This is a genomic window from Streptomyces sp. NPDC031100, from assembly GCF_055570785.1.
Genome location: NZ_JBVIGN010000012.1, coordinates 123,844 through 146,717 on the forward strand (window position 1 = coordinate 123,844; position 22,874 = coordinate 146,717).

Genomic DNA, 22,874 nt, shown 5'->3' on the forward strand with positions numbered 1-22,874 from the left:
CGCTCAGTTGCGCATGATGGAGGCGGCGGTCTCCATCTGGAGCAGGCCGCGTTCGGTGGGGAAGATCGGTTTGGCGCGGCGGTCCGCTGGGTCGGTTCTGCGTTCGACACCCCGGAGCTGGTCGGGGCCCTGCCGGCCGGACAGAAGATCATCGACCGCAGCACGGTCGACGTCTGGCACGACGACCGGGTCCGGGAGGCCACCGAAGCCACCGGACGGGAAGCTGATCTTCGCCAGGGTGTCGCAGAAGGTGTGCGTGGCCCTGCCCGCGATCTCCGCGACGGCCGCCGGGTTCGACACGTACGTCGCCGTGGACGCCGTCACCGGCATCGACCCCGCGAGCCCGAGCTGGCACCTTGCCCGCGACTGGCTCCAGGAACGGCTCGCCTGGCCCACCTCACCGCCGGCGGACCCCCCGGCCTCGAAGGATCCAACAAGTTACGCAGTTGGACCGACGGGGATGTGACACCCCCGTCCGATCCGCACCATTGGGTAGGACGAAGTCCGGGAGGTACAACATGGAGAAACACGAGCGCCGGCGATTTCTCGGCGAGGTCCACGCAGAACGCGACCGACTGCTGCCGCTCCGCGAAGAGGCGACGCGGACCACGATCGACATGGTGAGGACGAGCGGGGGGCAGGCCTCCGAACCCGACCTCGTGCCCTATCTGAACCTGGCCTACCTGCTGGCGGTCAAGCGAACTCGTAGTGAGGATGAACTGCTGGCCTTCGCACTGTCGTTGGCGAACTGGGCGGTCGCGGCGATCGCCGACCTCGCGAAGTACACCGACCGGACGGTGGAGCAGGTCGTCGACGTGTACGAGACCGCACTCATGGCCGCCGCGCAGGCCGACGAAGAACCGATCTGACGGGCAGCGGGTGTGGCTGGACGCGGGCCGGCTAGGCCAGGCTCACCGCTGCCAGTCGGTGGACGTCCCGGGCCGTGCCGGTCACGCCGGACAGGAAGCCCTGTGCCCGAGGTGAGGCGTTCTCCGTCAGCCAGCTGGGGTCGATGTCGCACACCGCTACGCGGACGCCCGTGCCGACCAGGGCCAGGGGCAGGGTGTGGACGACCGTGGAGGGGAAGCTGAGGATCGTACGGCCGATGGGGCCCCGGCGGGCGATCAGTTCCAGGGGGAGGTCCGGGCGGACTATCTCCAGGCCCGTCTCGGCGGCCAGCCGGTGCAGCTTCTCGGCGCTCTCGCGGCGGTGCGCGAAGTAGCGGGTGGCGCCGTGTGCCTTGGCCAGGGTGTTCACCGCCTCCAGGTAGCGGTCGCCGTCCACCACGCCCGTCTCCACCAGCGACGTGCCGACCATGTCGGCGCCCTTGGTGATGCGCGGCGGGCCGAAGCGGGCGCGGGTCCAGGCGAAGTCGTTGGCGGTGACCGTGACGCCGTCGGGGGTCTCCGTCACCGGCATGGAGGAGAAGACCTCGACCCGGCGGTGGGCGCTGGGGGTCAGCCGGCGGCGGGCCGAGGAGGAGACCGGGGCGAAGAGCAGGTCGCGGGCCCCGGGGCGGCCGCCCTTGCGGTGCCAGCGGACCAGGCGTTCGCCGCGGGCCAGTTGGGCGACGAACTCCATGGTGGCCGTGCCGTCGTCGACCACGACCAGATCGCGGGCACGGGTGATCGTCAGCAGCAGTTGTACGTAGCGGGAGAACGGGTCTCCCATCACGATGCGGTCGGCCCGGCGCAACGCACCCGCCAGGCCGCCGATCGTGTGGAAGGGCGCGGTCGTACCGCCCCGCGCCTCTTCCCAGCGCACCCGGTACCCCTCGTCGCGGGCCAGGTCCGCCATGCGGCGCAGCTGGCCCCGGGTCATGGGGTCGGTCGGGGACAGGACGACGACGGTGAGCTCCGCGTCGGCCGGCGCCGCGGTGCCGGCGGGCGACCGCCGTGCCTGCGCGGGCACGGACGGCCGGGCCGGCTCTGCGGCGTCGCGCAGGCCGTGCAGGTGTGCCCACTCCAGTACGTTCAGCAGCTGTACCGGGCTCTCCACGAAGGCGAGCGTGCGGGCGGAGTGGCCGGCTCGACCGGCGCGGGGGCTCATCGGCGTACGACCGTCCCGTCGTAGGGCAGTTAAGGCGATCAGGGCGCTCAGACCGAGACCGGCTCGCCCGCCGCCGCGGCGATCTCCGCCTCGGCGACGACGCCGGCGACGCGGCGCAGCTTCTTCATCGGGCCCTGCTCGGACTCGTAGACCTTCTTGACGCCGTCACCGAGGGAGGCCTCGATGGTGCGGATGTCGCGGACGAGGCGCACGAGGCCCTGCGGCTCCACGGAGGCGGCCTGGTCGGAGCCCCACATCGCGCGGTCGAGGGTGATGTGGCGCTCGACGAAGGTGGCGCCGAGGGCGACCGCGGCGAGCGTGGTCTGCAGGCCGGTCTCGTGGCCGGAGTAGCCGATCGGGACGTTCGGGTACTCCTTCTCCAGCGTGTTGATCACGCGGAGGTTCAGCTCCTCGGCCTTCGCCGGGTAGGTGGAGGTGGCGTGGCACATGAGGATGTTGTCGCTGCCCAGGACCTCGACCGCGTGGCGGATCTGCTTGGGGGTCGACATGCCCGTGGAGAGGATGACCGCGCGGCCGGTGGCGCGCAGCGCCTTCAGCAGCTCGTCGTCCGTGAGGGAGGCGGAGGCGACCTTGTGGGCGGGGACGTCGAACTTCTCCAGGAAGGCGACGGCCTCGGTGTCCCACGGGGACGCGAACCAGTCGATGCCCTTCTCCTTGCAGTACTCGTCGATCTGACGGTACTCGTCCTCGCCGAACTCCACGCGGTGGCGGTAGTCGATGTAGGTCATCCGGCCCCAGGGGGTGTCGCGCTCGATGTCCCACTGGTCGCGCGGGGTGCAGATCTCCGGGGTGCGCTTCTGGAACTTGACGGCGTCGCAGCCGGCCTCGGCGGCCACGTCGATCAGCTTGAACGCGTTCTCCAGCTCACCGTTGTGGTTGATGCCGATCTCGCCGCAGATGTAGACGGGCTTGCCGGGGCCGACCTCGCGGGAACCGAACGTACGCAGACGGGAGTTGGTGCTCATCAGGGGATGTCCTTACTTGGGGAGGGAATCGAGAGAGGGGCCGAGGATCCAGCTGGCGATCTCTCGGATCGCGCCGTCACCGCCGGGGACGGTGGTGACCGCGCGTGCGGCGCCGCGTACGACGTCGTGGGCGCTCGCGACCGCCACGGGCCAGCCGACGAGGGCGAAGCACGGGAGGTCGTTGACGTCGTTACCGACGTAGAGCACGCGCTCCGGCGCGATGCCCTGCTCCTCGCACCACTGCTTCAGCGCGAGGTCCTTGCGGTCGATGCCGTGCAGCACCGGGAGCTTCAGCTTCCGGGCGCGGGCGGCGACCACCGGGTTCTGTTCCGTGGACAGGATCAGCATCTTGAGGCCGCTCTTGCGCAGGGCGGCGATGCCGAGTCCGTCTCCGCGGTGCACGGAGACGAACTCCCGTCCGTCGGAGTCGATCAGCACCCGGTCGTCGGTCTGGGTGCCGTCGAAGTCGAGGACGACGGCGTCGATGTCGTCGTAGGTGGGCAGGGCCCCGGGGCGGTCCGCGTCGAAGAGCGGCGCCAGCGCCCGTGCCCGCGCCAGGTCGTGCGGGTCGTCGATCTCCAGCACCCGGGCCGGGTCGGTGCGGACCAGCTCGGTGTGGCCGAAGAAGCGGTGGTTGTGCTTGCGGAACCCGGCCGCGTCCATCGCGTAGGCGGCGCCGGTCTCCAGCAGGTCCTGGGGGCGGTCCTGGCGGCGGGGGCGGAAGGACTTGTCGTGGTTGACGCCGTAACCGCCGCTCGCGGAGGCCGAGTTGGCCTCACCAGTGACCGGAACGGGCACCGGCGCGTCCGCCGCGTCCCGCCAGATGAAGCCGTGGAAGGGCGCCACGGTCACGGCCGTGTCGGCGCCGTTCTCGACGACCGCGCCGGCCACCCCGTCGAGGTCCTCACGGACGATGAAGGGGCTGGTGCACTGCACGAGCAGGACCACGTCGACGGCGGCGCCGTGCAGGGCCTCGTGGGCGTCCATGGCGTGCAGGACGGCGGCCTCGGAGGTGGCGGTGTCGCCGGCGATGGCGGCGGGACGCAGCACGACCTCGGCGCCGGCCTGGCGGGCGGCCGCGGCGATCGCCTGGTCGTCGGTGGAGACGACCACGTCGGTCACCAGCCGGGCGGCGCGGCACTCGCGCACCGCGCGGGCCACCAGCGGGATGCCGCCGACGGGGGCGAGGTTCTTGGCGGGGACACCCTTGGAGCCGCCGCGCGCCGGGATCACCGCGAGCACGCGGCGCACCGCGGGTGCGTCGGGGTTGGCGTCGGTCATGTGCTCTGCTCCTTGCCGTGGGATCCGGTCGCTCACAGCTCTCCCATTCGTCGGATCACGGGGGCCACGCGCTGCACGCCGTGGCGGTAGGCGCCGCGCGCGGCCCGGCGCACGATCTGGCGGACGGGGCCGGGCTGCTTGTCGGCGGCGGGCGCGCCGGGCAGCGGGGCGCCGTCGGGGCCGAGGTGGTGGCGCGCGAGGATTCCGGGGAGGTAGCCGGGCGCGGTCTCGGGTGTGTAGTAGGGGTTCAGGGGCGGCAGGCCGCCTGCGCGGTCCAGCAGCTCGGCGATGCGCTCGCGGGCCGCGTCGAAGGCGGTGGCGTAGGAGCCGTCGGCGGCGACGCCCTGCCGGGCCACCCACTCCTCGTCGGCCACCGGGCGGTGCCCGGCGTCCAGCTGGTCCCAGGAGGCGAGGCACCCGGAGCCGGTGAAGTGGTGGTTGCCGAGCACCTCGCGCACGCCCAGGTCGGTCAGGACGACCGTCGGGATGCGGCGGTGCAGGGCCTCGAGGGCGGCCGTGGAGCTGACCGTGACCAGCAGGTCGGTGCGGTCCAGCACCTCGCCCATGTGACCGTACACGAGGCGGAAGTTGGCGGGCAGATCCTTGCCCTGGACCAGCTTCTGGTACGGCAACTCCTCGATGTGGGTGGTGTGTTCACCGGGCTTGGAGCGCAGCTTGAGCAGCACCTCGCGCTCGGGGTGCCTGCGGGCGTGCCCGATCAGCCGGTTCAGCAGGTACGTACGGTCCTTGCGGCTGTCCGGGACGGAGGGCTGGGCCGCGAACACGACCGTGTAGGGCTCGTGTTCACCGGTGTACGGCGCCCCGCCGAGGAAGGGCAGCGCGACCTCGGTCACCGCGGAGGCGTCGGCGCCGACTCCCTCGTACACGGCCCGGAAACGGTCCGCGTCGTGGCGGGAGTTGGCGAGGACGAGGTCCGCGCCGTGGCGCAGCAGCAGTCCGTCGGCGAGCTTCTCGTAGACGACGCCGACATAGCCGGTGACGACGACGGGACGCTTCCCGGAGCCCCAGACGTTCCGCAGCCCGTGCAGCATCGCCTGGACACCGCCGCCGACCAGGGCGAGGACGAGGACGTCGTACCCGCCGTCGGGGCCTTCGCCCATGGCGCGCAGGAACTCGACGCCGGTGACCTCGCGGAGGGAGTCCGCGCGGACGCCGACTTCCTTCAGCTGGCGGGCGGTGGGGGTGGCGCGTCCCCGCAGGAGGTAGCCGTCGAGCCGGATCTCGGCTCCCGTGGGGGTGACACGCTGCGCGGTGAGCGCGCCCCATTTCCACCGGGTGTCGGAATCCGCGAGGACGGCGACCCGCAGGGACTTCGTTGCACTTGCTGGCACGTCGAAGACGCTAGGAAGGCATTCCGAGGATCCGCCCAACCCGAATACAACAAACGGTTAACAGCACATCGCCGAATGGCGAATCAGGCCGCGAGGGCACAGGAAAAAAGCCCGGTTCACAGGTTCGCCACGCGTCGTTCACCTGGTATCAAGTTAGTGGTCAAGACGAATGACGGGCTTCGCCCTAACGTCCACCACGTGGTCAAGCTCTCCGTCATCGTGCCGTTCTACAACGTGCAGCAATACGCGCCCGACACCCTGAGGAGCCTCAGTGCGAACGCACGTGAGGACTTCGAATTCATTCTCGTCGACGACTGTTCCCGCGACGAGACGCCAGAGATTCTCGCGCGCGCGGAGCGCGAGCTGCCAGGCGCGGTCTATGTCAGACACGAGAAGAACGGAGGGCTGGCGACCGCCCGCAACACCGGCATCGACCGGGCGCGCGGCGAGTACCTGACCTTCCTGGACGGCGACGACTGGCTCGCCCCCGGCTACTACCCGAAGCTGGTCGCCGCCATGGAGGAGCTGGGCTGCGACTTCCTGCGCACCGACCATGTGCAGTGCACCGCGCGGGCGCGCAGCGTGCAGCGGGTACCGGTCGGCCGCCGGGGTGTCGTGCTGAACCCGCGCGAGGCGATCCTGCCCGCCGACCGGTCCACCTCCGTGGACTACGCCTTCGCCTGGGCGGGCATCTACCACCGGCGGCTGGTGGACAAGGGGCTGCTGCACTTCACCGACGGACTGCGCACGGCCGAGGACCGGCCGTGGATCTGGAAGCTGCACCGGGAGGCGGAATCCTTCGCCGCGGTCAGCCTGCTGGGCGTGTTCTACCGGCGCGGAGTCGCCACGTCACTCACCCAGATCGGTGATGTCCGGCAGCTCGATTTCATTCGCGCGTTCGACCAGGTCATCGCGGAAACGGCCGCGGACCCGGAAGCCGATGCCCTCCTGCCGAAGGCCGTCCGCACGTATTGCGCCATCATTTCCCATCATCTGGGATCCATCGAAAGGTTCGAGCCCGCGGTGGCGAAGCAACTGAAATCCATGAGTGCCGCGGCCCTGCGGCGCATGCCGCAGGGCGTGCTGGACGACGCGCTGGACTCCATGGACCTCCAGCGCGCCACCAAGCTGCGCCGGCTGCGCCGCCGTCCCGCCTCCGCGGGGGTCGCCGCGTGACCACCCAGATCTTCCAGGCGTCGACGCTGTACGGCACGGCCACGCTCGCCGCCGCCCTGGACTCCGGCAGCTTCCGCCCGGCCGGCCGGCGCATCCTGCTGGTCTGCAACAACGCCGTGACGCCCGAGACCACGCCGGGCCTGGACGAGATGCCCGGCTTCGAGCGGCTGCGCGAGCGCTTCGACGACGTGATCTCGTACAACGAGACGATCTTCCCCTTCCACCCCGGCGGTTGGGCGCCCCGGGTGGACGACATGCCCCTGTGGGAACGGTTTCTGCGCCATGAGTGGCAACTGGGCGACGACGACGTGGAGTTGGCCGTCGAGTCGATCCAGGTCAACCCCTCCCTCGCGCTCGCCCAGATCTTCACCGGCGCCCCGGTCACGGTCTACGCCGACGGCCTGATGAGCTACGGCCCCACCCGCAACAAGATCGACCCGCTGGTCGGCACCCGGGTGGACCGGGTGCTCCACCTCGACCTCGTGCCGGGCCTGAAGCCGCTGCTGCTCACCGAGTTCGGCGTGCCGGACGAGATCGTGCCGACGCAGGCCTTCACCAAGGTGCTGGCCGAGCTCGCCCCCCTCGGCGACTGTCTGCCCGAGGTGGAGGAGCCCGCGCTGCTGCTCGGCCAGTACCTGTCCGCGCTGGAGATCCTCACCGCCGAGCAGGAGGAGAACCTGCATGTGCGGATGCTGAAGGGGGCCGTCCAGCTCGGGCACACCAAGGTGGTGTTCAAGCCGCACCCGACGGCTCCGGCCCGCTTCACCCGCACGCTGGAGCAGGAGGCGGAGAAGCTCAAGGTCGACCTCACCGTCCTCGACACGCCGGTCCTCGCCGAGGTGCTGTACCAGCGGATGCGTCCCGCGCTGGTCGTCGGCTGCTTCTCCACCGCCCTGCTCACCGCGTCCGCGCTGTACGGCCTGCCGGTCGCCCGGGTCGGCACCGACCTGCTGCTGGAGCAGCTGACGCCGTACGAGAACAGCAACCGCATCCCGGTCACCATCGTGGACGCGCTGCTGCCGGAGCTGGGTGACCGCGCCGCGGTCACCGAGCAGCGCCGGGGCAGGGACGTCGAGACGCTGGGCGCGCTGGTGCGTGCGGTGGGCTTCGCGATGCAGCCCAAGATCCTGCCGAGGCTGCGCGAGGAGACCGAGCAGTACCTCGCGAAGAACCTGAACGAGAAGACCCTGCGCTACTTCAAGCGCAAGCGGCTGACCTCGCTGGCGCTGCCCGGCGGGGTGCCCGCCCAGCTGGCGTTCATTCCGCGCAACGCCACGGTCCGCCGGATGGCCCGCAAGGCGCGCAATCTGCGCCGGGTCGTACGTCGCTGACCCTGCACTCCTGATGAGGGCGGGCCCGGTACCGGGCCCGCCCTTTTCCTTTGGGCGGGAAGTAAAAACGACGAGCAGGTAAACGGACAAGGTCAGTCGGGCGAATTCTGGAGCGCAGGCATGCCACGGAAATTCACATGAAAATCCGAGGTGCTTAGCGTTTGTTCGGGAAAAATGTCGAGCATCATGCCTTCTTCGCCCTCTACCCTCACCAGCGCTCCGCCCGCACCCGGGAAAGCCCCCGCCCCGGTCGGCTCCGGCGGCCGCCACAGCCGCCTGCACGCCCTGGACGGCCTGCGGCTCCTGGCCGCGCTGATGGTCTGCCTCTACCACTACGCCGGACGCGGCGGCACGGTCTCCGAGTCCTGGCACCAGAGCCCGCACCTCCTCTTCCCGAGCCTGTCCCAGGTGGCCACGTACGGCTGCCTGGGCGTCCAGTTCTTCTTCGTCATCAGCGGTTTCGTCATCTGCATGAGCAGCTGGGGCCGCACCCTCGGCGACTTCTTCCGCTCCCGCGTCGCCCGGCTCTACCCCGCCTACTGGGTCGCCCTGGTGCTGGTCACCGGCGCGTCCCTCGTCCTGCCGGCCGTCGTGCACGCGGTCCGGCTCGACGAGTTCCTGGTCAACCTGACGATGCTGCAGCAGCCCATGGGCGCAACCCGTGTGCTGGGCGTGTGCTGGACGCTCTGGGTCGAGGTCCGCTTCTACGCGCTGTTCGCCCTGCTCGTCGTCCTGCGCGGGGTCACCTACCGGCGGGTCGTGCTCTTCTGCAGCGTGTGGACGCTGGCGACGGTGCTGTGCAACACGTCCGACAACGAGCTGCTGAAGCAGATCGTCATGCCGGACTACGCCCCCTTCTTCATCGGCGGCCTCGCCCTCTACCTGATCCACCGCTTCGGCAGCGACCTGCTGCTGTGGGGCATCGTGGCCGTCTCCTGGCTGCTCGGGCAGAGCACCGCCACGCACGGGCTGTGGCACCCGGGCGCGCACGGCGACTTCGTCCGCGACCCGCACGTCATACTCCTGATCGTCACCGTCGCCTTCGCCGCCGTGGCGGTCGTGGCGGTGGGCTGGACCAGCTGGGCCAACTGGTCCTGGCTGGCGACGGCCGGCGCGCTGACGTACCCGTTCTACCTGGTCCACGAACACCTGGGCTGGTTCGTCATCCGGGTGCTGCACCGGGGCCTCGGCCTGCCGCCGTACGCGACGCTCGCGACGACGGTGCTCGGCATGCTGCTGCTCGCCTGGCTGATGCACCGGTTGGTGGAGAAGCCGTTCGGGCCGCGCCTGAAAAGGGCTCTGAAGAGGGCGATCGTCTGACCGGGCGGGCGATCCGGACGTTGGGCATCCGTTCATCTCGTCTTGGGTTTCGAACGGGCCCTCGGGGCAGGCGCCGTGGTCACAGACCGCCTACCGAGGGAGTGCCCCCGCCTCATGGCCACCACCCAGGAAGCGACGCGACCACCCCGCTGTCTCGACGACGTGCCCGGCTGGTTCCCGGTGCTCGACCAGCTGCTCTTCGACTGGTTCCTGAACCTCCAGGAGGCCGCCGGAACCCACGGCGACCTGCTGGAGATCGGCGTCTACATGGGCAAGAGTGCGATCTTCATCGGCCGGCACCGGCAGCCGGGTGAGAAGTACACCGTGTGCGACCTCTTCGAGGGCGACGCCCCGGACGACGCCAACCGGGCGGAGTCGACCAAGTCCTACAGCGCACTGACCCGGTGCGTCTTCGAGGAGAACTACCGCTCCTTCCACGACGAACTCCCCCGGGTGATCCAGGGGCCCAGCTCCCTGGTGCCCGCCGAGGTCGCGCCGCGTTCCTGCCGGTTCGTGCACATCGACGCCTCGCACCTGTACGAGCACGTGCACGACGACATAGGAGCAGCCCGCGACCTGCTGCTGCCCGGCGGCATCGTCGTCCTCGACGACTTCCGCTCCGAGCACACGCCCGGTGTCTCCGTGGCCACCTGGGAGGCCGTGCTCAACCGGGGCCTGCGCCCCCTCTGCCTGAGCACGCAGAAACTCTACGGCACCTGGGGCGATCCGGAGCCGGTCCAGGAGAGGCTGCTGGCCATGGCGCGGGAGCGGCCCGACTGCCACCTGAGCGTCCAGGAGGCCGCCGGGCACCGGATCGTCCGCCTGAAGTCCAAGGGGATGCAGGCGCCGGAGTTCCCGCCCTCCAGGCATGCGCGGGGAACCGCCCGGACCATGCCCCGGACCGCGCAGCCGGCGCCGGCGCATGGGCCCGCACCCGCCCCCGCAGTGCCGCCCGCCCGCCGCGGCGACCGGGTCCGCCGGGTCGCCGTCGACCTGTTGCCGCCGGTCGTCACGCGGGCGATACGCAGCGCGCGGGCCGCCCGGGGCTGACCGCCCGTTCAGCCGATCCCGTAGCGGGCCTCGATGCCCGCGATCACCAGCGCCAGCCCTTCCTCGAACTGCTGGTCGTAGTCGTCGAAGAGCGCCTTTCCGACCTCGGCCGCGAGCGGGAAGTCGGCCATGCGCCGGGCGCGTTCCTCGATGTCGTACCCCTCCCGGCGCTCGCCCGGGAGGGGTTGCACGCCCTGTTCCTCGGTGACGAAGCCGAGGGTGTACGCGCTCGCCGTACGGCCCGCGTGGACGGCCTGGACGAGGGTGAATCCCGCGTCCGTCAACAGCCGCAGGTTCGCCTCCAGTTCGGGGGCGTGGTCCGTGCCCGTGAAGCGTGAACCGCTGAAGACCCTCGCCCCGTCGCGGTAGCCGAGCAGCGCGGCCCTCAGTCCGCGATTCGACTTCAACAGCCGCTCCTGCCAGGTGTCGGCGGGGTCGAGCGCTGTCCCGGCGACCATCCGCCGGTACATCTCCGTCGCCATCTCGTCCAGCAGCGCCTGCTTGTCCTTGAAGTGCCAGTACAGCGCGGGCGCCTTGACGTCCAGCTCCTTGGCGATGGCGCGCAGGGTCAGGCCCTCCAGGCCGACCTCGTTCAGCAGCCGCAGGGCGGTGTCGGCGACGCGGCGGCGATCCAGGGGGGCGCGTTTCTCGGGGCTCACACTTGACAGCTTAACCGCGTTAAGGGCAGGCTCATGAGCGACGGCACTTAACGGCGTTAAGGAGAATGGTGATGGATGTCCTGATCGTGGGCGCAGGTCCCACCGGCCTCACCCTCGGCATCGACCTCGCCCGCCGGGGCGTGGACGCGCTGGTCGTGGAGCGGGCGGAGGCGCTGGTCCCCGGATCGCGCGGCAAGGGGATCCAGCCGCGCACCCTGGAGGTCTTCGACGACCTGGGCGTGCTGGACGCGATCCGGGCGGCGAGCGGGCCCTATCCGAACCGGATGATCTGGAAGGACGGCGAACGGCTCGGCGAACAGTCGATGTTCCAGAAGGTGGAGGCGGACGAGGGCACGCCGTACACCGAGCCGCGGATGATCCCGCAGTGGCGGACGCAGGAGATCTTGTACGCGCGGCTGGTGGAGCTCGGCGGGAAGGTGGCTTTCGGACGCGAGGTGACGGGCCTGACGCAGGACGCGGAGGGCCCGAGCGCGCAGTTCGCCGACGGTACGACGGTCCGCCCGCGGTACGTGGTCGCGGCCGACGGCGGACGCTCGGTGGTCCGGCGCGCACTGGGTGTCGGCATGACCGGGGAGACGGTCGACCCGGCGCCGTTCGTGGTGGCGGACCTACGGCTGAAGGGCCTGGACCGGGACTACTGGCACGCCTTCCCCGGGGACGACGGCAGCGTCCTCGGGCTGTGCCCGCTGGCCGGCACGGAAGACTTCCAGCTGGCAGCGCGCCTTCCGGAGGGCTCGGAACCGGACCTGTCCGTCGACGGCATCCGCAAGCTGGTCGCCCGGTACACGCACCTGGACGTCGAGGACGTGACAGAGGTGCGCTGGGCGTCCGACTTCCGGCCGCGGGCCGCCCTGGCGGACCGGTTCCGGGTGAACCGGGTGTTCCTCGCGGGCGACGCGGCGCACGTGCACTCGCCGGCCGGCGCGCAGGGCCTGAACACGAGCGTGCAGGACGCCTACAACCTGGGCTGGAAGCTCGGCGCGGTGCTGCGCGGCGGCGCACCCGACGCGCTGCTGGACACATACGAGGAGGAGCGCCGGGCGAACGCCGCGGCCATGCTGGAGTTGTCGACCGGCGTGCACCGCGGGGAGGTGCAGCGCGGCAGGGCGACGGTGCAGCTCGGGCTGGGGTACGGGGAGTCGTCCCTGAGCGAGGAGAGGCGTGCCGCACCGACGGCCGGTGTCCGGGCGGGCGACCGTGCGCCTGACGGCGTGGTGGACGGCGTACGCCTCTTCGACGCGTTCCGGGGACCGCACTGGACGCTGTTGGGCGCGACGACACCCGTGGCGGGGATACGGTCCTTCCCGGCCGCCCCGCAGTCCTACGGCCCCGGCGTCTACCTGGTCCGCCCGGACGGGTACGTCGGCTGGGCGGGCGACACGACAGCCGGCCTGGACACGTATCTCGCCCGGGTCGGTTGCCGCTAGGCGCTACGCGCCGGCCAGCGACAGCTTCACCGCGAACCCCAGGAACAGGGTCCCCGCCGCCGAGGTGGCCGTCGCCGACAGGCGCTTGCGGCGGCGGAAGGCGGCGGCCAGCCGGGTGCCGCCGAATATCAGCGCGCTGAGGTAGAGGAAGCTGGCCAGCTGCGCGAAGGCGCCGAGGACGACGAAGGAGAGGGCCGGGTAGGCGTACCCCGGGTCCACGAACTGCACGAAGAAGGCGACGAAGAAGAGGATCGCCTTGGGGTTGAAGAGGCTGACGACGAGGGCCCTGCGGAAGGGTCGCTCCTCCGTCGACGCGACGGGTGCGGCCTCCTCGGCGGCCTTCTCCCGCCGGGTCCGCCACATCGCCCACGCGGACCGCAGCATCCCGATCGCCAGCCAGGTCAGATATCCGGCGCCCGCGTACTTCACGATCCCGAACAGCACGGCGTTGCCCTGCAGCAGCGAGGCGACTCCGGCGGCGGACAGCGTCATCAGCACGGTGTCCCCGCACCACACCCCGGCAGCGGCGGTGTAGCCGGCTCGCACTCCGCGGCGGGCGGCCACGGAGAGGACGTAGAGGGAGTTGGGGCCGGGCAGCAGCACGATCAGGACGAGACCGGCCAGATAGGTGGGGAGATCGATGACGCCGAACATGAGAGGGAGTGTCGCACGGGGGTACGACAGTCAGTCGTCGCCGTCCAGGAGGGTGTCCACGGAGAGGTCGAGGGTGACGCCGACGGAGTCGGGAACGGGGACGGACTGGCCTCGCTGGTAGCGGGTCGGGTCGGGGTACTTGCCGTCGACCGGGTCGGTGTAGAGCAGGACCTCGTCGTGTTTGCGGTCGGCGACGACGTAGACGGGGATGTTAGCCCGGGCGTAGACATCGACCTTGGTGGCCGTGTCGTTGGTCCAGTTGGAGGAGGTCACCTCCAAAACCAGACGGAAGACATGCGGCGCGTAGCAGTTCTTCTCGACGAGTGCGTCCTTGTAGTCAGCGTCGACGACGGAGAAGTCCGGCACGGCGTAATCGTCCGGTCCGCTGGGCAGCCACAAACCGATGTTCTGCACGTACCTAAGCCCCGCCTGCCTGGCCCTGATTTTCAAGAACTCCTCGATGAGCCAGGTCAGCGTCTCCTGATGCGGCCCATCCGGCGGCGGTGTCACGACAATGCTCCCGTTGAGGATCTCCACCCGGTGCCCGGGCAGCTCCTCCCAGAGCCAGTCGGCAGCATCAGAAAGCGACGACTCGTGCAGCATCACAGCCACGGCACCCTCCTTTCGGGAACACCCTCCACGAGATTAACCGGGGACGTGCACTTTCCGCCCCCGATCACTCATTCGAGGGAACCGCCCAGCTCAGAACACATCGCTCGGCACATAACTCCCCCAAACCCCCCGCAACGCCCCACAAACCTCCCCCACAGTCGCCCGCCCCCGCAGCGCCTCCTTCATGGGATACAGCACGTTCTCCTCCCCCTCCGCCGCCTTCTTCAGCGCGGCCAGCGCCGCGTCCACCGCTCCCTGGTCCCGCTCGGCCCGCAGCCTGGCCAGGCGTTCCTTCTGGCGTGCCTCGATGGCGGGGTCCACCCGCAGCGGCTCGTACGGTTCCTCCTCGTTCAGCTGGAAGCGGTTGACGCCCACGACCACCCGCTCCCCGTAGTCCGTCTCCTGCGCGATGCGGTAGGCGTTGCGTTCGATCTCCTGCTTCTGGAAGCCCCGTTCGATGGCCGCCTCCGCGCCGCCCAGCTCCTCGATCCTCCGCATCAGGTCCAGGGCGGCTCCCTCGACGTCGTCCGTCATCCGCTCGACCGCGTACGAACCCGCGAAGGGGTCCACCGTCGCCGTCACGTCCGTCTCGTACGCCAGAACCTGCTGGGTGCGCAGCGCCAGCCGGGCGCTCTTCTCCGTCGGCAGCGCGATCGCCTCGTCGAAGGAGTTGGTGTGCAGGGACTGGGTGCCGCCCAGGACGGCTCCGAGGGCCTGCACCGCGACCCGGACCAGGTTCACCTCGGGCTGCTGGGCCGTCAGCTGGACGCCCGCCGTCTGGGTGTGGAAGCGCAGCATCCAGGACTTCGGGTTCCGTGCGCCGAACTCCTCCCGCATGACCCGCGCCCAGATCCTGCGGGCCGCGCGGAACTTGGCGACCTCCTCCAGCAGCGTCGTACGGGCCACGAAGAAGAAGGACAGTCGGGGGGCGAAGTCATCCACGTCCATGCCCGCCGCGACCGCCGTACGGACGTACTCGATGCCGTCCGCGAGGGTGAACGCGATCTCCTGCGCGGGGGACGCGCCCGCCTCGGCCATGTGGTAGCCGGAGATCGAGATCGTGTTCCACCTCGGGATCTCGGCGGTGCAGTACTTGAAGATGTCGGCGGTCAGCCGGAGGGAGGGCTTCGGCGGGAAGATGTACGTGCCCCGCGCGATGTACTCCTTCAGGACGTCGTTCTGGATGGTGCCGGTCAGCCGGTCGGCCGATACGCCCTGTTCCTCCGCCACCAGCTGGTAGAGGAGCAGCAGAAGGGCCGCCGGGGCGTTGATCGTCATCGAGGTGGAGACCCGGTCCAGCGGGATGCCGTCGAACAGCACCCGCATGTCCTCGACCGAGTCGATCGCCACACCCACCTTGCCGACCTCACCGTGCGCGAGGGGCGCGTCGGAGTCGTGGCCCATCTGGGTGGGCAGGTCGAAGGCGACGGACAGGCCGGTGGTGCCGTGCGCGATCAGCTGCCGGTAGCGGGCGTTGGACTCCGCCGCCGTGCCGAAGCCGGCGTACTGGCGCATGGTCCAGGGGCGGCCGGTGTACATCGTCGGGTACACCCCGCGGGTGTACGGGTACGCCCCCGGTTCGCCCAGCTTCCGGTCCGGATCCCAGCCGGTCAGGTCGGCCGGCCCGTAGACCGGCTCGATCGGCAGCCCCGACTCCGACTCGCGTGCCATGGATGCCTCCGCAGTACGTTTTATCCCCCCTCACCATGCCCCGTAGTTCGACGGCGGTCACGCGGGGAAGCATCTCGGGCATGAGGATCCCGGGGAGACCTGCCGCCGTACTCGTCTCGGTCACCGCCCTCGCCGCGCTCTGCGGCTGCACCGTGCAGCCCCCGGGCGACGACGGCAAGCACCGCTTGCCGGTGCGGGTCCAGCTGCCCTCCAGCCGCGCTGCCGAACCCACCCGGACGGCCGAGAGCCCGCCCGCCGCGCCGGACGCCAAGCCCGCCGCGCCCGCGCCCCGGGTGCTGTTCTCGCGCGGGGACACCGGCTCGGGTGTCCGCGAGCTCCAGGCCCGGCTGCGCCAGGTCGCCTGGCTGTTCGAGGGGCCGACGGGCACGTACGGCGACCTGACCGAGCAGGCCGTCAGGGGCTTCCAGGGCAAGCGCGGGCTGCCGCCGACCGGCGAGCTGGACACCGTCACCTGGCAGCGGCTGCTCGCCATGACGCACGAGCCGGGCCGGTGGGAGCTGTACCTGATGGGCGGTCAGCCGGCCGCCGCGCCCGATGTGCGCTGTCTGACCGGCCGGGTGCTGTGCATCGACAAGACCAGCCGGACGCTGCGCTGGATGATCGACGGGCGCACGGTCGAGACGGTGTCCGTCCGCTTCGGTACGCAGTACACCCCCACCCGTGAGGGTGTGTTCCACGTCTACTGGAAGTCACGGCACCATGTGTCGACGCTCTACCACTCCCCGATGCCGTACGCGATGTTCTTCAGCGGCGGCCAGGCGGTGCACTACTCCTACGACTTCGCGGCGCGCGGGTACGCGGGCGGTTCGCACGGGTGCGTCAACGTACGGGACGAGGCGGCGATCGCGGAGCTGTTCGCGCAGGTGAGGATCGGCGACAAGGTCGTCGTCTCCTGGTGAGGCTTGCAGGGCGCGGGCGGGACCGGGGGAACGTGTCCCGCCCGCGCCAGGTGCACGAGCCACGGGTACGGGGGGAACCCCGGCTCAGTGCGACGGCCGATGACCAGTCGGCTCACTCATTACTGCGTACTGCGGGCCGGAAACGTCACACCTCTCGCGGAAAATTTTTCGCGGATTACAAAACCGCAGGTCAGAGGCGCGGGAAGACTCAGAGCACGCTGTACGAAGGGCTCGGCGAGGGTGCGGCGGGGGCGAGGCGGTCGTGGCCTTGGCCGTCGCCACCCCGGCGGCCGCCACCGCGGCGGTCGTGACCGTGGCCGCCGTGGCCCTCCTCGCCGTGGCCCCGGCCCGGATGACCGTCGTCGTCACCGCCCTGGCCATTGCCGTCCCCCTTGCCCTTGCCTTTGCCCTTGTCCTTGCCGCCGCCCGTGCCGTCCTCGCCGGTGTCCTTGCCCTGGCTGCCGGAGGTGGACTGGCCCGCCAGGACGGACTTGCAGTAGACGGTCACCCGCGCGGAGCCGCCCGCGAGGCTCTCCAGGGCCCGCTTGCGGTCGGTGCCCAGATCCTTGCCGTCCCGCAGATCGCGGCAGGCCGCGGCGGTGACCTGCCACCAGGTGCCGGAGGCGCCGGAGGGAGCGCCGGAGCCGGGCGTGGCGCCCTGGCCCGTGCCCTGGTCCGGTGGGGTGGCCTGCCCGGAGGGGTCACCGGCGAGGGAGCCGCTCGTACCGCCGTTCGGGGTGTCCGTGCTCGGGCGGGTGCCCTGCGGGGACTGCGGGGAGGGCGAGAGGAGCGGCTGTTCGGGTGCGTGGGCGGAGACGGACGCGCCGGGATCCGGGCGGTCCTCGTGGAACGGGATCGGCAGGACTCCGCCGCCGGTGGCCATGGCGACCCCGCCGAGCGTGCCCGCGGCGACGGCGGCGGCCAGCGCGAGGCGCACCGGGCGGGCCCAGCGCGGCCGGCGGGAGCGGGTTCCGCTACGGGTCGGCGCACCGATGCGGACCAGGCCGGCGTCGCAGCCGCGCGCGAGGGCGGAGCGCCCTGCGCGGGTGTCGTCACTGAGCGCGGCGGCGGTCCGCTCGGTCCCGGCCGCCTCGCGGGCCTTGCGGAACGCGGCCAGCGCAGCCTGTTCGCCGGGGAGTTCACCGGTCGCGGGAGCCGCCTCGGCAGCGAGGGCGCCGAGCGCATCGACGAGGCGTTTCGCCTGGTCAGGGGCAGGAGAATCGACGGCTTCCAGCGACTCACCGCGCAGCAGACGTTCCGCCGTTTCCCCGGTAAGCCACTTGTACTGCTCGTCGGCCATCACATGTCCTTCTGCGTCCGCGCACGTGTATGCGTCACAGTGGACGTCACCGCGCGACCGCGCGGTTCTCGCTGGGGCGGGAGCGCGTCGAGCCCGCCGGCCGATTCCGGATCGTCGCCGAGCAGCTCCGCGAGCCGCTTCAGACCGCGGTGCGCGGCGGTGCGTACGGCGCCCGCGCGCTTGCCGAGCGTCTCGGCCGCGGTCTTGGCGTCGAGGCCCACCACCACGCGCAGCACGACCGCTTCGGCCTGGTCCTGCGGGAGCCGGGCGATGAGCGAGAGGGTGCTGTCGGTGGCCAGGGCCTCGATGGCCTCGCCGGCCGTGTCGGACTCGGCCGCCCGGCCGGTCAGTTCGGTCTCGTCGCCGCCGATCGCGGGGCGGCGGCCGCGCATCCGTATGTGGTCCAGGGCGCGGTTGCGGGCGATCCGGGCGGCCCAGCCGCGGAACCTGTCCGCATCGCCGCTGAACCGGTCGAGGTCCCGGGCGATCTGCAGCCACGCCTCGGACGCGACGTCCTCCGCGTCCGGGTCTCCGACCAGCGTGCGTACGTATCCGAGCAGCCTCGGGTGCACCGCGCGGTACACCGTACGGAACGCGGTCTCGTCCCCGTCCTGTGCCGCACGCACCGCGGCGGTCAGCTCCGCGTCGTCCCCCAGCACCGCACTCCCTTTACGCCTGTCTTCGGTCCGGCGCGAAAGGCACGTTACGGCGTTAAACCGTTCCCCGTCCATGTCTGTAGAAGATGCAACTAACTCGTGACACGCCCAGGTGTGACAGATAACGCACTCAAGGCGCTGTAGGAAGTACGGGCCGCCGCGCGGCCCGCGAGCGCGACGGCCGGGGCCTCTCCTGTGGGGGGTGGCGGCCCCGGCCGTTGCCCTGGCACCCGGTGACGGGTGACCAGAGTCACTTCTTGCCGCCGGCCTTCTCGGAGTCGGCCGTCTTGTCGCCGGCATTGCCGCTGTTGCCACTATTACCGCTGCTGCCGCCACTGCCGCTGTTGCTCGACTTGTCGCCCTTGTCGGCGTCCGAACTCTTCGAACCGTTCGAGCTGTTCGAGTCCTTCGCGTCGTTCGAGCCGTTCGGGCTGTCGGTGCGTGCGAGTTGGGCGGCGCAGTAGGCGGCGACGTTCTCCTCGCCGCCCGCGGCCTTGACCAGCCGCTGCCAGGCAGTCGAGTCCAGGGCCTTGCCGCGGTCCTTGACGTGCTGCTCGTAGGCGCTGCAGTGGGCCAGGGTGTCCTTGGCCGTCTCGGGGCGGTCCGGGTGGGCCGACGGGGCGGTGGACGCGGGCGCGGTCGGCTCGGTGCCCGGCTGTTCGGAGGTGCTCGCCGAGGGGTGGGCGGGCTGCCGGTCGTGGGCGTCCTTCCCGGACCCGGCGGCGCCGATCGCGGCGACGGCGACGCCGCCCAGCGTGGCGCTGGCGAGGAACACGGAGAGGGTGGTCTTCAGCGAGTGCCGCGGACGGCGCGGCCGTCGGGGCCGCCAGTCGTCCTGGCGTCGGGTCCGCACCCGGTGCGCCCCGGAGTCCCGGGCGGCGCGGAACGCGGCCACGGCGCGCTGCTCGGCCTCGGGATCGATGCCTGCCTGGGCGGTGTCCCGGCGGAGGGCGGCGGCGAACCGCGCCTCGAACTCGGCGTCCCCGTCGGCCGGCGCCGGGCCCAGGACGGTGCCGCCGGGGTGCGCGCGCCGACGACCGGATCCGTCGCCGCTGTCCCGTTCACCCATGTCCGTTCCCGCTCCCAGTCCGGCCGCCGGGCCGCTCGTTTCCGCCGGGGGCCCCGCCCCACTGTTTCTGTCAGATCCATACGTACGGCGGTCGTCACCGTTCATTTCGACTCACCCAGCGTCCGGGAGCCGTCATCCGTCACACCTGTGTCCGCCGCCCCCTCGACACCCAGCTGGCGGGCCAGCCGCTTCAGTCCGCGGTACGCGGCCGTGCGGACCGCGCCGGGGCGCTTGCCGAGGACCCGCGCGACGGAGGGGCCGTCGAGGCCGACGACCACCCGCAGCAGCACGGCCTCGGCCTGGTCCTGCGGCAGCCCGCGGACCAGGGTCAGGGCGCGCTCGGTGGACAGGGACTCCAGCGCCTGGTCGTGCGTGCTGTGCGGTCCGGGCAGGTCCAGTACGTCCTGTTCGAGCGCCGCCGCCCGGGGCCGTACCCGCTGTCTGCGCAGGTGGTCCAGGGCCCGGTGCCGGGCGATGGTCGCGGTCCAGCCACGGAACCCGGCCCCGTCGCCCTTGAACCGCCCGAGGTCGCGGGCGATCTCCAGCCAGGCCTCGGACGCCACGTCCTCGGCGTCGTCGCCGACCAGGCCGCGCAGATAGCCGAGCAGCCCCGGCTGCACGATCCGGTAGGCCACCGCGAAGGCGTTCTCGTCACCGTCCTGGGCCCGCTGTACGGCCGCCCCCAGCTCACCGTCGTACGCCTGCTGACGCCGGCGTTCCCCTACGTGGCCCAAGAACCGTCCTCGTCCGTACCGAGCACTGGGCCCGCCTTCGGACCTGTGCTCGTGCTCATAGCGAATCAGCACGGCGCGACACGGCTCTCCCGCGTCCCGCGTCCCCCAGGGACATCAGCGTCAGGGCTCACAGAAGTGTCACAGCCCCCGGCGCCCCCTGTGGTCCTCCTCACCTGCCCCGGCTCATCAGCCGATGGCGATGCGAGGGTGGGCGCCGGGCCGTATCCACGCCATGATCCGGTCCATCGTGGCGCGCGGCACGGACACACAGCCGGCAGTCGCACCCTTCCCGTTGACGTGCAGGAAGATGCCGGCGCCGCGACCCGGCGTGGCGGGCCACCGGTTGAAGTTGATGACCAGCGCCTTGGCGTACTGGGCCGGGTAGTTGATCAGATGCTCGCTGCCCCGGTCCCCGGCCTCGGTGAGCGGGAAGTCGGCGCCCGCCGCACTGTGCATCGAGTTGTAGAACCTGGACTGGGGGTCCTCCACCCACCAGTCGGAGCTGTTGACGACGTGGTACGGCATGCTCGTCCCGCCCGCCTCGACCCCGAAACCCTCGGTGAGGGTGTACGTCCCGGAGGGCGTGGTGTACGTCCCCTGCCTCCGGGTCGCCCCGTTCGTGACGCCGTTGGAGCCGACCCGGCCGGCACCCGTGCTGAACTGCGCCTTCCAGCCCGAGGCTCCCTTGGCCCAGGCGGTGACGGTGGCGTAGGAGCCGCTCGCCTGCACGGTGATGAGCTGGGTGGCGTCGCCCGGGGAGGCGGGGACGGGGAAGTTCGGGGCGGAGCCGGCAGCGGGCGCCGCGGCCGCCGTCTGCGGGGTGCCGGTCGCCCCCGGGACTGCACTCGGCGAGGCGGAGGCACTACCCGGGCCCTCGGCTCCGTCCTTGGCCTTCGCTGAGGCGGAGGCGGACGCGGACGCGGACTTCGACGGCGAGGATGACGACGAAGACGATGCCGATGACGACGCGGAGCCACTCGGCGCCCCCGCCCCGCCCGACGCCTCCACCGCGACGCTGTCGGCCCCGGCGTCGCCCGTCGCCTCTCCTCCCTCCCCACCTGGGCCTCCACAGGCCGACGCCATCAGTAGGACACCGGCGACGGCAGGCGCGGCGACGCAGCACATACGGACACGGGAACGCGAAGAGGGCAGCACGAAGAGACCCTTCGATGGGCAGCGGAACGCGAAAGCTCGGCCAGAGAACGGCGGCCGACCGGAACGAGGGCCGGTTATACAACAGCGGTGAACACGGAGGCGACCGGGAAGATGAACCGGACAGTCCGCGCGAACCGCGCACCCGGGACGACTGTCAGTGCTGCCACGGTCAGTGCCGCCCCTGTCGATGTGCCCGCCCGTGCAGCGTCAGCCAGAAGGTCTGCAACGAGTCCTCCGGACCGCCCGCCTCGAATCGGTTGGCCACCTTGCCCAGCGGGTTCCACACCCGCCCGTCCGGCATGCGTACGCCCACGGGCTGCCCGAAGTACGCCCGCTGCTCGGCATCGAAGTCCAGCCACGCCGCCCCCGCGCGGCGCACGAGCACCTCACCCACGTACGCCCCGAGCCCGAAGAGCGCGCCCCGCGCCGGCTCCCGGTCGGCGCCGCCCTTGCGCAGCCCGTCGATCAGGAAGTCCACGACCCGCAGACTGCGCACGGAGTAGTCCAGCGGCAGCCGGTTGCGGGCGGTGGCGCGTGCAACGAAAGTCGCCGCGTAGGCACGCATCGCGCTCGCGTACGGCCGCGTGTCCACTTCACCCATGAGAACCGCTCCCCCTTCACCCGGATCAGGGGAGCAGCGACCCCGCTCCCCCAGATCACCAAGCGGAAGCTGTCTCTCCAGCGTCACGGGTGACGGAAGTGTCAATCGCCACAGAGGAATTCACACCGAGCGTACAACCTTCTTACCCTGGCGTGCGTCGCTGCTGATCACTTCACCTCGGCCGGCTCCTGGAACGGCACGAGGAAGGTAAACGCGTAGCGGTGGGACGCGGGCCGGTACCTTCGTTTGACAGGCTTGCTATCGCCCGGATTCAGGGTCGGCAGAAGTGCGCTTGTAGTGACATGGGTAGATATAGGGGTCCCCGCCGCTCGCCTGGACACTCCCATCCATTCGCAGCTTGCCATGATCCAAAGTGAACGTGAGAGTCCTGCTGTCATTCCGATTCTCGAAATTGAGAACCAAATAGGGAGGCAGGCCAGGGTCTTTTGTGACCGCATGCCATTTCCCGCCGGCTGAAATGCGCGTCACCTTTGCGTCCGGCACGGGGCCGTCCCACTCGATCGGATAATCCTTGGCGGAAAACGTGTAGTCATCACGCAGTCGAACTACCGGAAGTGGGGATCCGCATTTCCGATCCCCGCCCCATCGGCCGACCAATTCGGAATGATGTACGGTCTCCGGATAGATGTAGACGGGCTTACCTGTCCCCCCGCAAGCGGTCGAGGCGAGCGCCGTCAAGGTGGCAGTCGCAAGGCCTGCACCGATGCGAAATATGTCGAGCTTCACGCCATCTACTTCCAGTCGTTCCGGGCGGCGGGGCCGCCCCCAGGGATTCCTGGGGGCGACCCGCCGTTTTTCAGGGCGCATCCCGGCCGGACGACCGGCGGGA

At 70.9% G+C, this 22,874-nt stretch carries 23 protein-coding genes; 7 read left to right on the top strand and 16 right to left on the bottom strand.

Annotated elements, in window-relative coordinates:
• Nucleotides 1-3 precede the first annotated feature (3 nt).
• A complete protein-coding gene (locus ACZ5DS_RS30590; RefSeq protein ID WP_468244903.1) occupies nt 4-324 on the bottom strand; it encodes a hypothetical protein in 321 nt (106 codons plus the stop codon).
• A gap of 194 nt (nt 325-518) precedes the next feature.
• Here ACZ5DS_RS30590 and ACZ5DS_RS30595 point away from each other — a divergent pair, with 194 nt between their 5' ends.
• Nucleotides 519-869, top strand: coding sequence for a hypothetical protein (locus ACZ5DS_RS30595; RefSeq protein WP_468244905.1), 351 nt, complete (start codon nt 519-521; stop codon nt 867-869).
• A gap of 31 nt (nt 870-900) precedes the next feature.
• On the opposite strand, the gene ACZ5DS_RS30600 is transcribed toward ACZ5DS_RS30595, so the two are convergent.
• Genes ACZ5DS_RS30600 through ACZ5DS_RS30615 form a run of 4 tightly spaced genes read right to left on the bottom strand, consistent with a single transcriptional unit; the run spans nt 901 to nt 5,668 of the window.
• Entirely contained in the window at nt 901-2,049 is a 1,149-nt protein-coding gene (locus tag ACZ5DS_RS30600; RefSeq protein ID WP_468244907.1) for a hypothetical protein, read from the bottom strand.
• Between the two features lie 47 nt (nt 2,050-2,096).
• Nucleotides 2,097-3,035, bottom strand: coding sequence for an N-acetylneuraminate synthase family protein (locus ACZ5DS_RS30605; protein WP_468244910.1), 939 nt, complete (start codon nt 3,033-3,035; stop codon nt 2,097-2,099).
• 12 nt (nt 3,036-3,047) lie between these two features.
• Nucleotides 3,048-4,316 (bottom strand): cytidylyltransferase domain-containing protein, encoded by a 1,269-nt coding sequence (locus ACZ5DS_RS30610; RefSeq protein WP_468244913.1) that lies wholly within the window; start codon nt 4,314-4,316, stop codon nt 3,048-3,050.
• A 32-nt stretch (nt 4,317-4,348) separates the two neighbouring features.
• Nucleotides 4,349-5,668, bottom strand: a complete 1,320-nt coding sequence (locus ACZ5DS_RS30615) for a DUF6716 putative glycosyltransferase (protein ID WP_468244915.1) — start codon at nt 5,666-5,668, stop codon at nt 4,349-4,351.
• Nucleotides 5,669-5,866: 198 nt separating this feature from the next.
• Between ACZ5DS_RS30615 and ACZ5DS_RS30620 the strand changes: the two genes are divergently transcribed.
• The 4 genes from ACZ5DS_RS30620 to ACZ5DS_RS30635 all read left to right on the top strand — a co-directional run bounded on the left by ACZ5DS_RS30620 (nt 5,867) and on the right by ACZ5DS_RS30635 (nt 10,545).
• Complete coding sequence (locus ACZ5DS_RS30620; RefSeq protein WP_468245284.1) at nt 5,867-6,844, top strand: glycosyltransferase family 2 protein; 978 nt, start codon at nt 5,867-5,869, stop codon at nt 6,842-6,844.
• Nucleotides 6,841-8,175, top strand: a complete 1,335-nt coding sequence (locus ACZ5DS_RS30625; RefSeq protein ID WP_468244918.1) for an alpha-2,8-polysialyltransferase family protein — start codon at nt 6,841-6,843, stop codon at nt 8,173-8,175. The genes ACZ5DS_RS30620 and ACZ5DS_RS30625 overlap by 4 nt, the downstream gene beginning before the upstream one ends.
• 186 nt (nt 8,176-8,361) lie before the next feature.
• Nucleotides 8,362-9,495, top strand: coding sequence for an acyltransferase family protein (locus ACZ5DS_RS30630; RefSeq protein ID WP_468244921.1), 1,134 nt, complete (start codon nt 8,362-8,364; stop codon nt 9,493-9,495).
• Nucleotides 9,496-9,609: 114 nt separating this feature from the next.
• Nucleotides 9,610-10,545, top strand: coding sequence for a class I SAM-dependent methyltransferase (locus ACZ5DS_RS30635; protein ID WP_468244923.1), 936 nt, complete (start codon nt 9,610-9,612; stop codon nt 10,543-10,545).
• 8 nt (nt 10,546-10,553) lie between these two features.
• Here the strand turns inward: ACZ5DS_RS30635 and ACZ5DS_RS30640 are convergent, their stop codons facing one another.
• Nucleotides 10,554-11,204, bottom strand: a complete 651-nt coding sequence (locus ACZ5DS_RS30640) for a TetR/AcrR family transcriptional regulator C-terminal domain-containing protein (protein ID WP_468244925.1) — start codon at nt 11,202-11,204, stop codon at nt 10,554-10,556.
• 65 nt (nt 11,205-11,269) lie between these two features.
• On the opposite strand from ACZ5DS_RS30640, the gene ACZ5DS_RS30645 reads away from it, so the two are divergent.
• Complete coding sequence (locus tag ACZ5DS_RS30645) at nt 11,270-12,652, top strand: FAD-dependent monooxygenase (RefSeq protein ID WP_468244927.1); 1,383 nt, start codon at nt 11,270-11,272, stop codon at nt 12,650-12,652.
• 3 nt (nt 12,653-12,655) lie between these two features.
• Here the strand turns inward: ACZ5DS_RS30645 and leuE are convergent, their stop codons facing one another.
• The 3 genes from leuE to ACZ5DS_RS30660 form a co-directional block, all read right to left on the bottom strand.
• Nucleotides 12,656-13,306, bottom strand: coding sequence for a leucine efflux protein LeuE (gene leuE, locus ACZ5DS_RS30650; RefSeq protein WP_468244930.1), 651 nt, complete (start codon nt 13,304-13,306; stop codon nt 12,656-12,658).
• Between the two features lie 30 nt (nt 13,307-13,336).
• Entirely contained in the window at nt 13,337-13,909 is a 573-nt protein-coding gene (locus ACZ5DS_RS30655) for a Uma2 family endonuclease (RefSeq protein ID WP_468245287.1), read from the bottom strand.
• A gap of 99 nt (nt 13,910-14,008) precedes the next feature.
• Nucleotides 14,009-15,589 (bottom strand): acyl-CoA mutase large subunit family protein, encoded by a 1,581-nt coding sequence (locus ACZ5DS_RS30660; RefSeq protein WP_468244933.1) that lies wholly within the window; start codon nt 15,587-15,589, stop codon nt 14,009-14,011.
• An 80-nt stretch (nt 15,590-15,669) separates the two neighbouring features.
• On the opposite strand from ACZ5DS_RS30660, the gene ACZ5DS_RS30665 reads away from it, so the two are divergent.
• Nucleotides 15,670-16,509: a L,D-transpeptidase family protein gene (locus ACZ5DS_RS30665; protein ID WP_468244936.1), complete on the top strand. Its 840-nt coding sequence runs from the start codon at nt 15,670-15,672 to the stop codon at nt 16,507-16,509.
• A gap of 208 nt (nt 16,510-16,717) precedes the next feature.
• Here the strand turns inward: ACZ5DS_RS30665 and ACZ5DS_RS30670 are convergent, their stop codons facing one another.
• The 7 genes from ACZ5DS_RS30670 to ACZ5DS_RS30700 all read right to left on the bottom strand — a co-directional run bounded on the left by ACZ5DS_RS30670 (nt 16,718) and on the right by ACZ5DS_RS30700 (nt 22,771).
• Nucleotides 16,718-17,809 (bottom strand): hypothetical protein, encoded by a 1,092-nt coding sequence (locus ACZ5DS_RS30670; RefSeq protein WP_468244938.1) that lies wholly within the window; start codon nt 17,807-17,809, stop codon nt 16,718-16,720.
• Nucleotides 17,809-18,468 carry an RNA polymerase sigma factor gene (locus tag ACZ5DS_RS30675; protein WP_468244940.1) on the bottom strand — a complete coding sequence of 220 codons (660 nt, stop codon included), beginning with the start codon at nt 18,466-18,468 and terminating at the stop codon, nt 17,809-17,811. The genes ACZ5DS_RS30670 and ACZ5DS_RS30675 overlap by 1 nt, the downstream gene beginning before the upstream one ends.
• 247 nt (nt 18,469-18,715) lie before the next feature.
• Nucleotides 18,716-19,534 carry a hypothetical protein gene (locus tag ACZ5DS_RS30680; protein ID WP_468244942.1) on the bottom strand — a complete coding sequence of 273 codons (819 nt, stop codon included), beginning with the start codon at nt 19,532-19,534 and terminating at the stop codon, nt 18,716-18,718.
• 101 nt (nt 19,535-19,635) lie between these two features.
• The gene (locus tag ACZ5DS_RS30685; protein WP_468244945.1) at nt 19,636-20,268 is read right to left on the bottom strand and encodes an RNA polymerase sigma factor; all 633 of its coding nucleotides are present in this window, start codon (nt 20,266-20,268) and stop codon (nt 19,636-19,638) included.
• Between the two features lie 186 nt (nt 20,269-20,454).
• Nucleotides 20,455-21,276, bottom strand: a complete 822-nt coding sequence (locus ACZ5DS_RS30690) for a L,D-transpeptidase family protein (RefSeq protein ID WP_468244948.1) — start codon at nt 21,274-21,276, stop codon at nt 20,455-20,457.
• A 316-nt stretch (nt 21,277-21,592) separates the two neighbouring features.
• Nucleotides 21,593-22,024 carry a hypothetical protein gene (locus ACZ5DS_RS30695; RefSeq protein WP_468244951.1) on the bottom strand — a complete coding sequence of 144 codons (432 nt, stop codon included), beginning with the start codon at nt 22,022-22,024 and terminating at the stop codon, nt 21,593-21,595.
• Nucleotides 22,025-22,282: 258 nt separating this feature from the next.
• Nucleotides 22,283-22,771, bottom strand: coding sequence for a hypothetical protein (locus ACZ5DS_RS30700; protein ID WP_468244953.1), 489 nt, complete (start codon nt 22,769-22,771; stop codon nt 22,283-22,285).
• Between the last annotated feature and the right edge of the window lie 103 nt (nt 22,772-22,874).

Coding starts and splice junctions, on each gene's coding strand:
- ACZ5DS_RS30665 (WP_468244936.1), top strand. CDS start 15,670: ATGAGGATCCCGGGGAGACCTGCCGCCGTACTCGTCTCGGTCACCGCC.
- ACZ5DS_RS30610 (WP_468244913.1), bottom strand. CDS start 4,316: ATGACCGACGCCAACCCCGACGCACCCGCGGTGCGCCGCGTGCTCGCG.
- ACZ5DS_RS30595 (WP_468244905.1), top strand. CDS start 519: ATGGAGAAACACGAGCGCCGGCGATTTCTCGGCGAGGTCCACGCAGAA.
- ACZ5DS_RS30630 (WP_468244921.1), top strand. CDS start 8,362: ATGCCTTCTTCGCCCTCTACCCTCACCAGCGCTCCGCCCGCACCCGGG.
- ACZ5DS_RS30695 (WP_468244951.1), bottom strand. CDS start 22,024: ATGGGTGAAGTGGACACGCGGCCGTACGCGAGCGCGATGCGTGCCTAC.
- ACZ5DS_RS30655 (WP_468245287.1), bottom strand. CDS start 13,909: ATGCTGCACGAGTCGTCGCTTTCTGATGCTGCCGACTGGCTCTGGGAG.
- leuE (WP_468244930.1), bottom strand. CDS start 13,306: ATGTTCGGCGTCATCGATCTCCCCACCTATCTGGCCGGTCTCGTCCTG.
- ACZ5DS_RS30660 (WP_468244933.1), bottom strand. CDS start 15,589: ATGGCACGCGAGTCGGAGTCGGGGCTGCCGATCGAGCCGGTCTACGGG.
- ACZ5DS_RS30605 (WP_468244910.1), bottom strand. CDS start 3,035: ATGAGCACCAACTCCCGTCTGCGTACGTTCGGTTCCCGCGAGGTCGGC.
- ACZ5DS_RS30635 (WP_468244923.1), top strand. CDS start 9,610: ATGGCCACCACCCAGGAAGCGACGCGACCACCCCGCTGTCTCGACGAC.
- ACZ5DS_RS30600 (WP_468244907.1), bottom strand. CDS start 2,049: ATGAGCCCCCGCGCCGGTCGAGCCGGCCACTCCGCCCGCACGCTCGCC.
- ACZ5DS_RS30670 (WP_468244938.1), bottom strand. CDS start 17,809: ATGGCCGACGAGCAGTACAAGTGGCTTACCGGGGAAACGGCGGAACGT.
- ACZ5DS_RS30680 (WP_468244942.1), bottom strand. CDS start 19,534: ATGGGTGAACGGGACAGCGGCGACGGATCCGGTCGTCGGCGCGCGCAC.
- ACZ5DS_RS30645 (WP_468244927.1), top strand. CDS start 11,270: ATGGTGATGGATGTCCTGATCGTGGGCGCAGGTCCCACCGGCCTCACC.